Source organism: Mesorhizobium sp. M8A.F.Ca.ET.021.01.1.1 (assembly GCF_003998025.1).
Classification (GTDB): Bacteria; Pseudomonadota; Alphaproteobacteria; order Rhizobiales; family Rhizobiaceae; genus Mesorhizobium.
On the sequence record NZ_RZSJ01000114.1, the window covers coordinates 1 to 13,239 of the forward strand.

The 13,239-nt window shown below is 61.8% G+C and carries 18 protein-coding genes; 10 read left to right on the top strand and 8 right to left on the bottom strand.

Features of this window, described 5'->3' with window-relative positions; all coding sequences use genetic code 11:
• The 3 genes from EOA36_RS11910 to EOA36_RS11920 all read left to right on the top strand — a co-directional run.
• On the top strand, positions 1–116 hold a 116-nt coding region (locus EOA36_RS11910), incomplete at its 5' end, for a Fe-Mn family superoxide dismutase (protein ID WP_281040051.1).
• A gap of 161 nt (positions 117–277) precedes the next feature.
• Positions 278–715: a cytochrome c gene (locus tag EOA36_RS11915; RefSeq protein WP_127277813.1), complete on the top strand. Its 438-nt coding sequence runs from the start codon at positions 278–280 to the stop codon at positions 713–715.
• 9 nt (positions 716–724) lie between these two features.
• Positions 725–1,675, top strand: a complete 951-nt coding sequence (locus EOA36_RS11920; protein WP_127277814.1) for a cytochrome c — start codon at positions 725–727, stop codon at positions 1,673–1,675.
• Here EOA36_RS11920 and EOA36_RS11925 read toward each other — a convergent pair.
• The 3 genes from EOA36_RS11925 to EOA36_RS11935 all read right to left on the bottom strand — a co-directional run bounded on the left by EOA36_RS11925 (position 1,672) and on the right by EOA36_RS11935 (position 4,971).
• Positions 1,672–2,073 (bottom strand): SET domain-containing protein-lysine N-methyltransferase, encoded by a 402-nt coding sequence (locus EOA36_RS11925; protein WP_127277815.1) that lies wholly within the window; start codon positions 2,071–2,073, stop codon positions 1,672–1,674. The two genes, EOA36_RS11920 and EOA36_RS11925, sit on opposite strands and share 4 nt — an antisense overlap.
• 152 nt (positions 2,074–2,225) lie before the next feature.
• Entirely contained in the window at positions 2,226–2,852 is a 627-nt protein-coding gene (locus EOA36_RS11930) for a LysE family translocator (protein WP_127277816.1), read from the bottom strand.
• Positions 2,853–2,871: 19 nt separating this feature from the next.
• Entirely contained in the window at positions 2,872–4,971 is a 2,100-nt protein-coding gene (locus tag EOA36_RS11935; protein WP_127277817.1) for a S9 family peptidase, read from the bottom strand.
• Positions 4,972–5,085: 114 nt separating this feature from the next.
• Here EOA36_RS11935 and EOA36_RS11940 point away from each other — a divergent pair, with 114 nt between their 5' ends.
• Both EOA36_RS11940 and EOA36_RS11945 read left to right on the top strand, forming a co-directional pair.
• Positions 5,086–5,454, top strand: a complete 369-nt coding sequence (locus EOA36_RS11940; RefSeq protein ID WP_127277818.1) for an SH3 domain-containing protein — start codon at positions 5,086–5,088, stop codon at positions 5,452–5,454.
• A 410-nt stretch (positions 5,455–5,864) separates the two neighbouring features.
• A complete protein-coding gene (locus EOA36_RS11945; RefSeq protein ID WP_027143963.1) occupies positions 5,865–6,290 on the top strand; it encodes a MucR family transcriptional regulator in 426 nt (141 codons plus the stop codon).
• Positions 6,291–6,388: 98 nt separating this feature from the next.
• On the opposite strand, the gene EOA36_RS11950 is transcribed toward EOA36_RS11945, so the two are convergent.
• Together EOA36_RS11950 and EOA36_RS11955 are read right to left on the bottom strand one after the other, a co-directional pair.
• On the bottom strand, positions 6,389–6,817 hold the full coding sequence (locus tag EOA36_RS11950; protein ID WP_127277819.1) for a SufE family protein: 429 nt from the start codon (positions 6,815–6,817) through the stop codon (positions 6,389–6,391).
• A gap of 100 nt (positions 6,818–6,917) precedes the next feature.
• A complete protein-coding gene (locus tag EOA36_RS11955) occupies positions 6,918–7,268 on the bottom strand; it encodes a DUF5330 domain-containing protein (protein ID WP_127277820.1) in 351 nt (116 codons plus the stop codon).
• Positions 7,269–7,361: 93 nt separating this feature from the next.
• Here EOA36_RS11955 and EOA36_RS37730 point away from each other — a divergent pair, with 93 nt between their 5' ends.
• The 4 genes from EOA36_RS37730 (at position 7,362) to EOA36_RS11975 (ending at position 10,750) form a co-directional block, all read left to right on the top strand.
• Positions 7,362–7,556, top strand: a complete 195-nt coding sequence (locus EOA36_RS37730; RefSeq protein WP_127277821.1) for a hypothetical protein — start codon at positions 7,362–7,364, stop codon at positions 7,554–7,556.
• A 246-nt stretch (positions 7,557–7,802) separates the two neighbouring features.
• Positions 7,803–9,554 carry a HAMP domain-containing sensor histidine kinase gene (locus EOA36_RS11965; protein ID WP_127277822.1) on the top strand — a complete coding sequence of 584 codons (1,752 nt, stop codon included), beginning with the start codon at positions 7,803–7,805 and terminating at the stop codon, positions 9,552–9,554.
• The gene (locus EOA36_RS11970) at positions 9,529–10,332 is read left to right on the top strand and encodes a peptidoglycan-binding protein (RefSeq protein ID WP_127277823.1); all 804 of its coding nucleotides are present in this window, start codon (positions 9,529–9,531) and stop codon (positions 10,330–10,332) included. The genes EOA36_RS11965 and EOA36_RS11970 overlap by 26 nt, the downstream gene beginning before the upstream one ends.
• A 70-nt stretch (positions 10,333–10,402) precedes the next feature.
• Entirely contained in the window at positions 10,403–10,750 is a 348-nt protein-coding gene (locus EOA36_RS11975; RefSeq protein ID WP_127277824.1) for a DUF1491 family protein, read from the top strand.
• Here the strand turns inward: EOA36_RS11975 and EOA36_RS11980 are convergent.
• On the bottom strand, positions 10,728–11,747 hold the full coding sequence (locus EOA36_RS11980; protein ID WP_189553192.1) for a hypothetical protein: 1,020 nt from the start codon (positions 11,745–11,747) through the stop codon (positions 10,728–10,730). The two genes, EOA36_RS11975 and EOA36_RS11980, sit on opposite strands and share 23 nt — an antisense overlap.
• Before the next feature lie 210 nt (positions 11,748–11,957).
• On the opposite strand from EOA36_RS11980, the gene EOA36_RS11985 reads away from it, so the two are divergent.
• Positions 11,958–12,143 carry a hypothetical protein gene (locus EOA36_RS11985; protein WP_127277826.1) on the top strand — a complete coding sequence of 62 codons (186 nt, stop codon included), beginning with the start codon at positions 11,958–11,960 and terminating at the stop codon, positions 12,141–12,143.
• 58 nt (positions 12,144–12,201) lie between these two features.
• Here EOA36_RS11985 and EOA36_RS11990 read toward each other — a convergent pair whose 3' ends face one another.
• Both EOA36_RS11990 and EOA36_RS11995 read right to left on the bottom strand, forming a co-directional pair.
• Positions 12,202–12,771: a DUF1254 domain-containing protein gene (locus EOA36_RS11990; RefSeq protein ID WP_127277827.1), complete on the bottom strand. Its 570-nt coding sequence runs from the start codon at positions 12,769–12,771 to the stop codon at positions 12,202–12,204.
• Positions 12,764–13,237, bottom strand: a complete 474-nt coding sequence (locus EOA36_RS11995; RefSeq protein WP_245464327.1) for a DUF1214 domain-containing protein — start codon at positions 13,235–13,237, stop codon at positions 12,764–12,766. The genes EOA36_RS11990 and EOA36_RS11995 overlap by 8 nt, the downstream gene beginning before the upstream one ends.
• Positions 13,238–13,239 lie beyond the last annotated feature (2 nt).

The following is a 13,239-nucleotide window of genomic DNA, read 5'->3' on the forward strand; positions in this document are numbered from 1 at the left end:
TCTGGGAACACTCCTATTACATCGACTACCGCAACGCCCGGCCGAAATATCTCGAGGCCTTCGTCGACAGCCTGATCAACTGGGATCACGTTCTCGAACTCTACGAAAAAGCCTGACAGGCCTCCAGAAAAGCCCCGCAAGACGGGGCTTTTCTTTTTTGTACCGAAGTGCCGCACAAGCAAAGGTCATACAAAATTCATGCCGCGAGAAGGGAATATTCCTCCCGCCACGTCCGTTAACGTCCTGTCCTGAATGCCTTCATCACGGAGCCAAATGAATGAGAAAGCTTGTCATCGCCATCTCCATGCTCGCACTCGCCGCGTCGGCGGCCTTTGCCGATCCGATCCTCGACCGGCAGGCTCTGATGAAGGAACGCGGAAAGATCGTCGGCGGCCTGGCGAAAGTGGTCAAGGGCGAGGAACCCTTTGATGCCGCCGCGGTGCTGACGCAGCTGCAGGCCGTGCAGGAAAATGCCGAGAAATTCGACGTAGAGGCCTTGTTCCCGAAGGGCAGCGATGCCGGCGACACCACGGCGGCACCAAAGATCTGGGAAGACATGGCCGGCTTCAAGGCGGCCGAGGACAAGTATCTCTCCGACGTCAAGGCCGCGGTCGCGGCAGCTCCTGGCGATGTCGATGCGCTCAAAGCGCAAGTCGGCGTTCTTGGGTCGAATTGCGGCGCCTGCCATCAGAGCTACAGGGTCAAGAAGGGCTGATTGCCTGATATGGCATGGCTGAAGAAGCTCGTCGGCGCGGCCCTCGTTCTGGGCGTCGTCGGCGCGGCAGCCGGTTGGCTGCTGTCGGCGCCGGTCAAGCTTGATGCGGCGGCGTTGGCGCAACTCGGCCCCGGCGATGCTGTTCGGGGCAAGCGGATTTTTTATGCAGGCGGCTGCACCTCCTGCCATGCGAAACCTGGGTCGCAGGGCGATGCACGGCTTCAGCTCGTGGGTGGCCTTGAACTCAAGACGCCGTTCGGCACCTTCGTTCCGCCCAATATTTCGCAAGACCCCAAGGACGGCATCGGCGCATGGTCGGCCGAGGATCTCGCCAACGCCATGTTGAAAGGCGTATCGCCCTCGGGTCATCATTTGTATCCGGCGTTTCCCTACGCGTCCTACGCGCGCATGAAACCTTCCGACATTGCCGATCTCTATGCCTTCCTGAAGACGCTTCCCGCCGTCGCCGGCAAGACGCCGGGCAATTCGCTGGCGTTCCCGTTCAACATCCGGCGCGGCATTGGCCTATGGAAGCGCCTCTATCTCAGCGACCAGCCTGTCATTCCGCTGCCTGGCGGCACGCCGGAACCCGTGATGGCAGGCCGCTATCTGGTCGAAGGGCCAGGTCATTGCGGCGAATGCCATACGCCCCGCGACTTGGCTGGCGGCATCAGGAAAAGCGAATGGCTGGCCGGTGCTGTGGCAGCCGAGGGCTCGGGCGTCGTGCCGAACATCACTTCGGGTGGGAGTGGCATCACCAACTGGTCGGAAGCCGACATTGCCAACTACCTCGAAACCGGGTTCACGCCGGATTTCGATTCCGCTGGCGGCGCGATGGTCGATGTGCAGCGCAACATGGCCGAGCTGACGGCGGACGACCGTGCGGCGATTGCCGCCTATCTCAAGGCGGTACCGCCGCATCCCAACGGCTATCCGCCGCGCAAGAAAAGCACGAACTAGTCTTCGGACTGCAGGTGTCGATCGCCGAGGAAATCGAAGCCCGTTTCGAAGAAATGGTTGTAGTTGCAGGTCATCTCCTCGCCGGGCGCGATGTCGCGCAAGGCGTAGGTTTCCTCGGGCGACGAGACATCGCAATTCGGCTCGTCGTCATGGTTCATGTAGCGGGCGTCGTCGGCTTCGAAGACGATATAGGCCGGATCGCGCCGGTCGGGGTAGGAATAGCGGTCGAGATAGTTCTTCACCGGCCCGGTCTCGCCCTCATAGGTCTCGACGTCGATGATCCGGTCGAACCGGGGGTCGAGCTTCCAGACCAGCGTGCCCTTGGCAATGTGGTGCTTGGCAAACACACCGATGCCCTGGATCGGCGATTTGTCGAGATAGACGTCGACGAGCAGCATGATGGACCCTTGTGCGAGTGTGGGCTTCGTGGCCGGGAAAAGTCGTGCTTTGGGTAACGCGCGAGCGTCGCAATTGCGAGCGGAAATGAGCCGCGCGGAATTCAAAAAGTCATGATCATCATGCCTGCCGACAGACGCGTGGCTGCCTGACCTCAGCGCTGTTGCAAGGCCAGGCGTACACCGAGCGCACAATAGATGCCGCCGACAACCTTGCCCTGCCATTTCAGCACTGTCGGATTTCGGTGCAGGAAACTGCCGAGCCGCCCCGCGCTCACCGCGAACACAACCGTGCTGAATAGGCCCAGCACGACGAAGATGATCCCCAATACGGCCAACTGAACCATCGCCGATCCGTTTTCGGGCCGCACGAACTGAGGCAGGAAAGCGAGGAAGAAAAGCGCGGTCTTGGGGTTGAGCACCTCGGTCAGGACAGCCAGTCGAAACGCCTTGCCGGCGGAGATTGCAAGCGCGCCGGCGGTCGGATCGGTCGGCGCTTTCTCGATGATGGCGCGAATGCCGAGGTAAACGAGATAGGCCGCGCCGATATACTTCACGATGCTGAACAGCGTCGCCGATGTGGCGATGATCGCCGAGATGCCGACCATCGCCATGACGGTATGAAACACATCGCCGGCCGCGATCCCGGCGCCGGTGGCGATCCCGACCCTGGTTCCCGAACTCGTCGCGCGCGCGATCGTCAACAATGTGGCCGGACCCGGAATGAAGACAAAGCCGAACACAACCGCGATATAGGCTATCAATGTGGACAGATCGATCACCGCGGCGTTCCTCCGTTAGCTATGCCTTGTCCGTCACCTTCAGGGTGAAGGCATAGGTATAGGCGATCTCCTCCAGGCGTGAAAACCGGCCGGACGCGCCGGCATGGCCGGAATCCATGTTGATCTTGAACAGCACCGGATTATCGCCGCTCTTGCGGTCACGCAGCCGCGCCACCCACTTGGCCGGCTCCCAATAGGTGACGCGCGGATCGGTAAGACCGGCGAGCGCCAGGATCGCCGGGTAGTCGAGCGCGGCAACATTGTCGTAGGGCGAATAGGCGGCGATCGTCCGGTAGTCGTCGGCCGATGCAATCGGATTGCCCCATTCCGGCCATTCCGGCGGGGTCAGCGGCAGCGTCGCGTCGAGCATGGTGGTAAGCACGTCGACGAACGGAACCTCGGCCACGATGCCTCCGAAGCAATCCGGCGCCATGTTGGCGATGGCGCCCATCAGCATGCCGCCGGCCGAGCCGCCCTGCGCGACGATGCGGTCATGCGCGGTATAGCGCTCGGCAACGAGGTGACGGGCGCAGGCGATGAAATCGGTGAAGGTGTTCATCTTCTGTGCCCGCTTGCCGTCATCGTACCAGCCATAACCCTTGTCCTTGCCGCCGCGGACATGGGCAATGGCAAAGACTAGGCCGCGGTCGACGAGTGAGAACCAGTTGGTATTGAAGGCGGCCGGCACGGCAATGCCATAGGAGCCATAACCGTAGAGCAGGCAGGGCGCGGAGCCGTCCAGCGGCGTGTCGCGGTGGTGCAGAAGCGAGATCGGCACCAGTTCGCCATCGGCCGCGGGCGCCATCAGCCGCCTCGTGACGTATTGATGCGGGTCGTGGCCGGACGGCACTTCCTGGGTCTTGAGCAGCACACGCTCACGGGTGCGCATGTTGTAGTCGAACATCTGCGACGGCGTCGTCATCGACGAGTAGGAAAAGCGCATCATCTCGGTGTCGTATTCCAGGGACCCCGAAAGGCCGAGCGAGAAGGCTTCCTCATCGAAGAAGATCAGATGCTCTTCGCCGCTGGCGCGGTCACGCACGACGATGCGCGGCAGGCCTTCCTTGCGCTCGAGCCGGACCATGTGGTCCTTGAAGCCGATCACCGACAGGATCAGCCGGCCCGGTTCATGCGGCACCAGTTCCTGCCAGTTGGCGCGGACAGGATCGCTCGCCGGCGCCGTCATGATCTTGAAGTCCTTGGCACCGTCCGCATTGGTCAGGATGAAGAATATGTCGCCGCCTTCCTCCAGCTCATACTGAAGGCCGGTCTCGCGCGCCGACACCAGCTTCGGCTCGGCAAACGGATCGCTGGCGCTCAACAGGCGATATTCCGAAGTCTCGTGATCGTTGATGCCGATCATGATCCATTGATTGTTGCGGGTCCCGTCGACGTTCATGAAGAAGCCGGGGTCGGTTTCCTCATAGATCAGGCGGTCGTTTTCAGGATCTTGGCCCAAGGCGTGGAACAGCACTTTGGACGGCCGGTGGTTCGGATCGAGACGCGTATAGAAGAACCCGTCATTGCCTGCGTCCCAGACGCCCGAACCGCCGGTGGCGGGAATCTGGTCCGCCAGTTCCCTGCCATCGGCAAGGTCGCGCACACGCAGCGTGTAGAATTCGGAACCCTTGTCGTCGAAGGCCCACAGCAGCTTGCGATGATCGGCCGAATGATCGACGCCGCCAAGCCGGAAATAGGCCTTGCCCTCGGCCTCGGCGTCGCCGTCGAGCAGGATCTGCTCGAGTCCGCCGTCGCGCGGCATGCGGAAATAGCGCGGCTGCTCGCCGCCAAGCTTGAAGGAAGACCCATAGGCGTAAGGACCGTCCTTCATGGGAACGGAAGAATCGTCTTCCTTGATGCGGCCCTTCATTTCCTTGAAAAGCTGCTTTTGCAGATCCGACGTGTCGGCCATCAGCGCCGAATGGTAGGCATTCTCGGCTTCGAGTTCGGCGCGGATCCCAGGATCGAGCAAGGAAGGGTCCCTGAACATCTCCTGCCAGTTATCCGCCCGCAGCCAGGCATAGTCATCGGTTCGCGTGATGCCGTGATGCGTATCCGAGACCGGCCTTTTTTCGGGGGCAGGCGGGTTGACGGTCGGAAATCGGGAAGTCCTGGTCATTGCGTCTCGCTCTGGAAATATCTTGAACGATGTATGAACGCGCAGATCAGCGCGGGTTCAAGAGCTGTTGCGTAGAGGTGGTGTCGGGCCCTGAGATGGTCGGGAGGAGAGAAGATGACTGTTCGGTCTCGTATTGCTGCGGTCTTCGCCGTCGCTTCGTTGACTCTGGTCTTTGCCGGCCAGTCTCATGCGACCGTATTCGCAGCTTGGCAAGTAGCCAATGTGCCGTTCGGCGACACGCTCAATGTGCGCAAATATCCGTCGGGCATCTCCCAGAAGCAGGCCGCATACCAGAACGGGACCGTCCTGCAGATGACCGGACGATGCACCGGCGGCATGGATCTGCTCGATATTGCCGGCCAGGAGGCATGGAAACAGCAGCAGACGGTTCGCTATCGCTGGTGCGAAGTCTGGCATGACCCCGCCAGGAACGGCGTCTTCGTCACCGGCTGGGCCTATGGCGGATACATCGTGCCGTTTTGACCCCGGAGTGGCCTGCTTGACCGGGGAATGGTTTGGCAACCTGTGGTTTTGTGGACAGGTGTGAACAACCAAGCTTGCCGGTGTGCTCGTCAAGCAAACCGGAGCATTGAAGCTTGTTTTGTGAGTTATCGCGAATGTAACGATTAGCTGACCCAACGTCAGCCTTTGTCCGTTTGGCGACCGAAATATCGAAAAATTACATGGTGCACGAAAGATTGAAGCTGATCCCGGAATAGTTGATCAACATTCCTAAATATAATGCAAAGAGCGAATTGACTTACTTGACGTGTGGTCGCATTGATGTCCCCGTGACACGAATCGCGGATGCTCTATCTGCAAAAAATTCGTGCAATGCCCTGCTTGTAAAAAAGGGCGCAGACCGACGTAACTCTTGTTGGGGCCTGAAGACCATGGATATTGTCGAAACACCTTCCAGAAACAATGATGCGCTGATCGAGCTCACCGCCGATGTGGTGGCTGCCTATGTCAGCAACAATCCCGTGCCGGTCGGCGAACTGCCGAACCTGATATCCGATGTCCACGCCGCTCTTGGGCGTGTGGGCGGTACCGTCGAACAGCCGCCTGCGGACAAGCAGAAGCCGGCTGTCAACCCGAAGCGCTCGGTTCACGACGACTACATTGTCTGTCTTGAAGACGGCAAGAAGTTCAAGTCGCTCAAGCGTCACCTGATGACCCACTACGATCTGACGCCCGATCAGTATCGCGAAAAGTGGAACCTGGACCCAAGCTATCCGATGGTTGCCCCGAACTACGCGGCGGCCCGCTCGCAGCTTGCCAAGAAGATGGGCCTCGGCCGCAAGCGCAAGGCGCGGTAGCCGATACTGCCGGATTGGACCTGAAATCGGACGGCGCCTTCGGGCGCCGTTTGATTTTGAGGGCCAGAGCAATTCCAGGAAAGGTGTGAAGAAGCCTGTCAGGCAGTCTGCGCGAGCGCCATCTCGGCGTCGCGCTTGATGCGCTTGACCATCGAGCGAAGGCCGTTGGCGCGCTGGGGGGACAGGTGCTCGTCGAGGCCGAGTGCCTTCAGCGTTGCTTCAGCGTCGGTTTTCTGGATTTCGCTGGCTGTCTTTCCGGAAAACAGCGCCAACATGATCGCGACCAGTCCGCGCACGATATGGGCGTCCGAATCGCCCGTGAAGGTGATGACGGGATCGGCGCCCGAACCCCGTTCGGTGGTCAGCCAGACCTGGCTGACGCAACCCGGCACCTTGTTGGCGGCGTTGCGCTCCGCATCGGGGAAGGGAGGCAGCGCTTCGCCGAGCTCGATGACGTAACGATAGCGGTCCTCCCATTCCTCGAGGAACGAGAAGTCGTCGCGGATCGTCTGGATCGTGGTCGTCATGACCCGGATATAGTCACGCGGCGGCGCCGCGTCACGGAAAAAACAAGGACACCGCAGGCGTCGAGAGGGCAAACGATCCGCGGTGCGCCGTCGAGACGGCTTAATTCTTTATCGGCAAGTTGACCGTCTGGGGCAGGACGATTTCGTCCGGCACGCTGCCCGTCATTGTCGAGGTGTCGGGGCCGGCGGACTTGTCGTCCAGCATGGCGGCCGCGATCTTGGCGGTCTCCTTGGCGCGTGCGGTGATGGTGTGCATCGCCGACTTGCCGGTTTCGCAGACATCGGGCTTGCGTTCGCAGATTCCGGCGATGTCGCCGACGGCGTCGCGCGCCGCGAACAGGGCCTGGATCGGCCCGACGCTTTCCTGGCCCGTTTCATCGGACCCGACGCCCAGCGGCAGCGCCAGCAGCACAAGTGAAAACCAGAAAGCCATTCTTATCAGGAAGAACATGCCTTGCCTCTCGTCGTGACCGGATCATGCATCATATGGCATGACCTCTTTTATGGGCAGGATATTGGCACACAGGGACGAAAGACGGCTTGCATGATCGCCGAGAATTTTCCTCAAATTTTAGGCAAATTCGAAACGAAGCGTTTTTGCTGTCGATTTGTTTCATATCGGGACGATTCTCGTTACCATCCGATAACCATTTATCTATTTGTTTATATGACATTTTTCGCAAATCAAGGCGATCCCGTTCCTGCCGCTTGGCCGCTGATGGCGGGCGTTCGCGAATAACCCTCCGTTTACTATGGCTGCATTTGCCCGGGTTTTCGGCGGCCGTCATCCCGATATTTCCCGCAGGGCCGGCCTTGGTCGGCCCTGCCTTATCCATTCCTTAAACGCTGGATGCGAGTTTCAAAGCCAATCAAGACAATCTGCAAAAGCAGAGCTGTTCCCGACGAGTGCGAGTGCGTTGAGTTGATGCCGATCGAGGCCAGATACGCTGAATTGCCTGGCGCAATGGCGGCCGGTTGTGAACGCATGGTTCATCCCAGCGTTCTCGGGCGCAGCGACCGCGAGCGCCAGCGCCGTTTCATAGGCGTGATGCTGGCCGCGCCGTTCTTTGCAGCGGGTGCCGCGGTCACGCTGGTTACATCGGGCATGGGGGCCGCCGTGACCATGGCCGCCATTTTCGCCGCCTTCGGTCTGTGCTGGTTCGTCGCCCTCCTGGTGGCCGCGACCGGCAAGATGGCCGCCGCGGGACCGATCGCGCTGGCGATGGCGGCGATTGCCCTTGGCGGTCTCATCGGTGCCGCAGGCGGATTGAGTTCACCTGTCGCCATGCTTGCCCTGGCGCTGCCATTCGAAGCCTGGTGGATCGGCGCGTCGCGGCGTGCGGCATTGTGGGGGGGCGCCTCGGCCGCCATCGCCATCGCCATTCAGTCCCTGTCGGCCGCCTTCCTCCCCTTCGTGGACGCGCACATCGCCGCCTGGCACTGGTTGGTGCCATTGGCCTGGGCGCTGACCCTCATCCCGCGCATATCGGCTTTTCGCGGTACCGCCGGCGCGGCCGATACGGTCGATGCAGGGGACCGATTGGAAGACATCATCGACGCGGTGGTCTTGCGGATCGCCCGCCACGGCGAAGTCGTGGATGCGTCCGCCAAGGCGCGTACGCTTCTGAAATTGCCGCCTGAGCTGTTGTCCGGAACGGGCCTCTTCGACCGCGTCCACCTGTCGGACCGTGTCGCCTATCTCAGCGCCCTGGCCGACATGCGAGACGGCGCACTGTCGCGTCGTCTCGAATTGCGCATCAGGCTGCCCCAGAGTGGCAACGGCACCCAGAACGGAAATGGGTTTGTGGCCGACAACTATCAGCCATTCGCGCTGGAACTGGTGCGCGGCGAGGAACAAAGCGACGTTTTCACGCTTGTCCTGCGCGAGAATGACGAGACAGCGCGGCTGCGCGAAGAACTGGCGCAAGCCAATGAGACGGCGGCCGCCGCCGAAGTGGCCAAGGGCAGGTTCCTGGCGGTGGTGAGCCATGAACTGCGCACGCCGTTGAACGCCATCATCGGCTTCTCCGACATGCTGCTGCATGAGATGTTCGGCGCCTTCAAGGACCCGCGCCAGAAGGAATATGTCGGCCTCGTGCGGGATTCGGGCCAGCATTTGCTGGCAGTCGTGACATCCATACTCGACGTATCGAGGATCGAATCGGGCGTCTACGCCACCGAACCGGAGCCGTTCCGGTTCGTGGAAGCCGTGGACATGTGCCAGTCTATGATGCGGCTGCAGGCACAGGCCAAGAATATCGACCTGCGGACGCAGATCGCCCCTGACGCAGGCGATATCAATGCCGATCGCCGCGCCGTACAGCAGATGCTCATCAACCTCGTTTCCAACGCGATCAAGTTCACCCCCGACGGCGGCGACGTCGTCGTCGGCGCCAAGCGGATCGGCTCACGTCTGCATTTCTGGGTCAGGGACACCGGCATCGGCATCGCCGAGGAGGATTTCGCCAATCTCGGCAAGCCCTTCATGCAGATCCAGAACGATTATACCCGCCGTTTCGAGGGGACGGGTCTTGGCCTTTCCCTGGTGAAGGGGCTGGTCGCCTTGCATGAAGGGACCATGTCGATCGAAAGCATGCCGGGCGAGGGCACCACGGTGACCATCAGCCTGCCGGTCAGCGGGCCGAAGGGACGCCCCGCCAACCAAACCGGAGTGCTGACGATGCCGGTGACGAGGGCGAAAGGGGACGGAAATGGCTCGCTCCGCAAAACAGCCTAAGGCGGTCAAACGCCGCAGCAATGCCTTTCAGGACGGCGCCATCGCCGTTGGCGGCATGATTTCGCGCAATCCCGTCCTTGTGGGAGGATCGACCGCATTCCTGGTGACGCTGTTCTACGTCTCGGCGAATGCACTGTGGTATCAGCCTTTCCCGCACGCCGGGGCATTTTTCGCCACACGCAATTTCCAGGGCTTCCCGCACGCAGCCAACGAGCCGGAGACGACGATCAACATCGTGCGGCGCAACGCTGCGCCCGCCCCGATCAAGGGCGATCCGGTGGTCGAGCAGGTGCAGGGCATATTGAAGGATCTCGATTTCTATTCTGGCACCGTCGACGGCATTTCCGGCCCCAACACGCGCAAGGCCATACAGGCCTATCAGCAGAAGGTCGGGCTGAACGCCTCGGGCGAGATCGACGCGCTGCTGCTGGACCAGTTGGGGGCAACGCCGAAGACCGCCGCCGTGCCCAAGCCGCAGCCTCGTCCCGCCATGCCGTCGGCCGCCGTTCCCGTGTCGTTGCAGACGAATTCTGGGCAGACGAATTCCGGGCAGGCGAGTTCCGCCTCGGCCTCCACCGAAGGACCCGATCCCCGCATCGTCAAGATCCAGGCCGGGCTCAAGGCCTTCGGCAATGACGACATGCAACTGGATGGCGTCGTCGGTGCGCGCACCAAGGCGGCGATCAAGGAATTCCAGTCGCTGTTCGGACTGCCGCAGACCGGCGAGCCCGACGAGATCGTCTACGTCAAGATGCGCGAGATCGGCCTGACCAACTGACGGCCGAAACGACGGCTCGCCCTGCATGGGAAATTTCGATAGAGAGCCCGCATGTCGTCGGGAGTCTTCCATGCGTGTGACCGCTGATCTGTGGGTGTCGGCCCTGTTGCGCCGGGTTTTCGGCGCTGGCGGATTTGCCGCCGTGGTCAATCGCGGTGCGACCGAGGCCGGGGCTGTGTTCATCCTGGCGCGGGGCAGGATGGGTGGAACGGCTCTCTACGGGCCGGCACCGCAGACAAGCTACGATTCGGCCAAGCCCGAGGACCGTTTTTTCAGCCTTCTCGCCACCGGCGATGATGCCGCCGTGCTGGATGCGAGACTTGAGCGCGAGAAAAAATTCGATCCCGACATCTGGGTGGTCGAGATCGAGGCCGGGAGCGTTCCCGTCGAGGAGCTTATTTCCGTGAAGACGCCCTGAGGCCGGGGGCTTCGTCGCCGTTCGAGTCCTTGCGGCTGTCGCCGTTCGTCGGCGAAACGTTGCGAGCCGCCTTCGACAGGGTTTCGGCTTTCCATCCCCGCACCGTCTCCAGGGCCGCATCGCGATGCAGCAGGCGGTAACGGTCGAGATAGGTCCGGATGGCCTGCGGATGCGGGAACAGGCTGGGATAGACGGCAACCGTGACCAGGAATGCCCGGTCCTCGCTGAAGTCGAGCGAACGCAGCGCCGCAAGCAGTGGCGCATAGTTCTGGTTGGCGATCAGCGATCGCGCGATCGAGAAATCAATGTCGAGGGCGTCCGCTAGCGCGGTCTGGAAGAAGGCGGCGTTTCCCGTCAGTGCCGTCTCGCGCAGTTTGACATAGGTATCCGCACCTGGGAACGCATCGACCTTCGCGGCCAAGGCTTCGTCGCCGGTGTGCATCATGGAGCGCAGCCTGCGCCGCGCGTTCTCGGCGGCAACGCCGGGCGTCTGCTGGGTTTCCGCACGGTCCGCCGTCGCTTGCGTCTTTACGGCAAGGCCTTGCGCCGGGGCTGCTTCCGGATCCCGCACCCGCACCAAGGTCGGTCTTTCAAGCGCCCTGATCAGATCGGCGATGGTCGGGTTCAGGTCCTTGCGGCGCGCGATGGCGCGCGCATGCGGCAGCCCGTGCCGGCCGATCAGCGCGATCAGGTCGATGTCGCTGACGGCACGTGAGCGGATCAGCAGCGGCGCGGCAATGTCGACCGGTTCCTCGCACAGTCGCCGCACAAGTGCCGCGGGAGCATATTCACATTCGGACAGGGCGGCTGCCACGTAGCGCCGCGATTCGACGGACACATCGTCGAACAGCGGCAGCGTCAGGTCTTCGAGCTGGCCGATCTCGCGGCGCGACGGGCGGGTAAGCGAGCAGAACGCCGACACCGCGGCGCGGAACAGCCTTTCGGCCTTGCCCGATTCGGTCCGTATCGCGATTTGCCTGAAGTCCGAAGATGACACGAAGGATACCCGATAACAGATACACAGCCTTGATCACGCTCAACCGGGGCTATGTCGGTTTCGCGATTGCCCCGGCCGGAACGTCCAGACCTCAAGACAAAGATCAAGTTAGCGGTGATCCGTTAGCGGTCCGTTAACCCTCTGCCGGCCTTAATGATATTTGGAGGCGTTGCGTTGTGCTCCGGGGAAACCGAGAGGAATGCGCGAACCATGGGCATGGTACTGTCTTTCGTGCCGCGTGCGGCACCGACCAATCGAGCCAAGCAAACCACCGAGATACCGGCGGCCGTGATCATATTTCCCGGCATCCGTTATGAGCGGCCCAACACCGGCGAAGCGCGGCCCGCAGGCCCGGACAAGCCGGGATCGCCACGGACGCCGGTGCCGCATCACTAAACCTTGAAGCCGTGGCCTTGTCCGTCAGCCCTTCGGCTCTGGACCTCCGGTCGGCGGCCTAGAAATCCTGCAGCTCGCAGGAACTTTGATCGAGAAAGCGCGACACGATCGGCTTCCAGCTCTCGTCGGGCACGAAGCTGCGGATGACGAAGATGCCTTCGTCGATGGGCGCCTCGACAAAAATCGCTCCCTGCAGGTCTTCGGGCAGGTCCTTGCGCACGTCGATCATCTGCGCCGGCGTCAGCACGACTGCATCCAGCTTGCCGCCCGTCGCCGTATGGTCGTTGAAGGAATAGACATTGTGACCGCTGCGGTCATAGACCGACACCGACCAGAAGGGGACGTTTCCTGGTGCCTTGATCCGCACCATTCCCTCCTCGAGGTCGAAGCGGCAGGCCGTGGCATAGAACAGCGGGTCGACCGACTTCACCACCGGCGCACCGCCCGCTTCGGCGTCGAGCCGATTCATCCTGTAGAGATCCGACGCCAGGGAGAGACGCGACCAGGCATCACGTTCCGAAAATTCCGGCACCAGAAGCAGGACGATAATGTGGACGATGCCGGCGCCGACGAGGCCGAGCAGGATGGCATGCAGAAGCCTGCGCAGTGCGGCACGCAAACTACGCATCGCAGCCTGCCTTGACGATCCTGGGCAGCGAAACGTCCGACAGGCCGGTGCTGCTGGCGATTGGCGTGTCATAGAAGGTCAGGACGAAGTACATCCTTCCCGAACCGTCGGTCAGAAGCCAGTTGCCCGGCATCGGGTGATGGCCGACGGAAATGATCACAGAATTGTCCGGTTGGCGAAGCACCTCGTAGGACTGAAGTGCCGCAAGCCGCGATTTGCCGGTCTCGACGACGCCGAGCGATTGATCGGCGGCATAAAGCGTCCAGAACCGGGCCGTTGGAAATCCACCCTCGATCCTGTAGGTGCATTCCCGCTTGAGCTGGTCGCCGGCGGCATCCTTTTCCGCCACGAAGGACAGGCCTTCGGCGCGGCCGAGCGCCAGCACGCCCTCGCGCGCCACGCGCGCCTTGGAATAGGGATCCGCGGCCGGTGTGCCGATGTCGGGGAAGGCGGTCCACTGGCCGATCC

Excerpts from the sequence above, each read along its gene's own strand:
- EOA36_RS11915 (WP_127277813.1), top strand. The coding sequence starts at position 278 with ATGAGAAAGCTTGTCATCGCCATCTCCATGCTCGCACTCGCCGCGTCG.
- EOA36_RS11920 (WP_127277814.1), top strand. The coding sequence starts at position 725 with ATGGCATGGCTGAAGAAGCTCGTCGGCGCGGCCCTCGTTCTGGGCGTC.
- EOA36_RS11925 (WP_127277815.1), bottom strand. The coding sequence starts at position 2,073 with ATGCTGCTCGTCGACGTCTATCTCGACAAATCGCCGATCCAGGGCATC.
- EOA36_RS11935 (WP_127277817.1), bottom strand. The coding sequence starts at position 4,971 with ATGACCAGGACTTCCCGATTTCCGACCGTCAACCCGCCTGCCCCCGAA.
- EOA36_RS11940 (WP_127277818.1), top strand. The coding sequence starts at position 5,086 with ATGACTGTTCGGTCTCGTATTGCTGCGGTCTTCGCCGTCGCTTCGTTG.
- EOA36_RS11945 (WP_027143963.1), top strand. The coding sequence starts at position 5,865 with ATGGATATTGTCGAAACACCTTCCAGAAACAATGATGCGCTGATCGAG.
- EOA36_RS11950 (WP_127277819.1), bottom strand. The coding sequence starts at position 6,817 with ATGACGACCACGATCCAGACGATCCGCGACGACTTCTCGTTCCTCGAG.
- EOA36_RS11955 (WP_127277820.1), bottom strand. The coding sequence starts at position 7,268 with ATGTTCTTCCTGATAAGAATGGCTTTCTGGTTTTCACTTGTGCTGCTG.
- EOA36_RS37730 (WP_127277821.1), top strand. The coding sequence starts at position 7,362 with ATGATCGCCGAGAATTTTCCTCAAATTTTAGGCAAATTCGAAACGAAG.
- EOA36_RS11965 (WP_127277822.1), top strand. The coding sequence starts at position 7,803 with ATGGTTCATCCCAGCGTTCTCGGGCGCAGCGACCGCGAGCGCCAGCGC.
- EOA36_RS11970 (WP_127277823.1), top strand. The coding sequence starts at position 9,529 with ATGGCTCGCTCCGCAAAACAGCCTAAGGCGGTCAAACGCCGCAGCAAT.
- EOA36_RS11975 (WP_127277824.1), top strand. The coding sequence starts at position 10,403 with ATGCGTGTGACCGCTGATCTGTGGGTGTCGGCCCTGTTGCGCCGGGTT.
- EOA36_RS11985 (WP_127277826.1), top strand. The coding sequence starts at position 11,958 with ATGGGCATGGTACTGTCTTTCGTGCCGCGTGCGGCACCGACCAATCGA.
- EOA36_RS11990 (WP_127277827.1), bottom strand. The coding sequence starts at position 12,771 with ATGCGTAGTTTGCGTGCCGCACTGCGCAGGCTTCTGCATGCCATCCTG.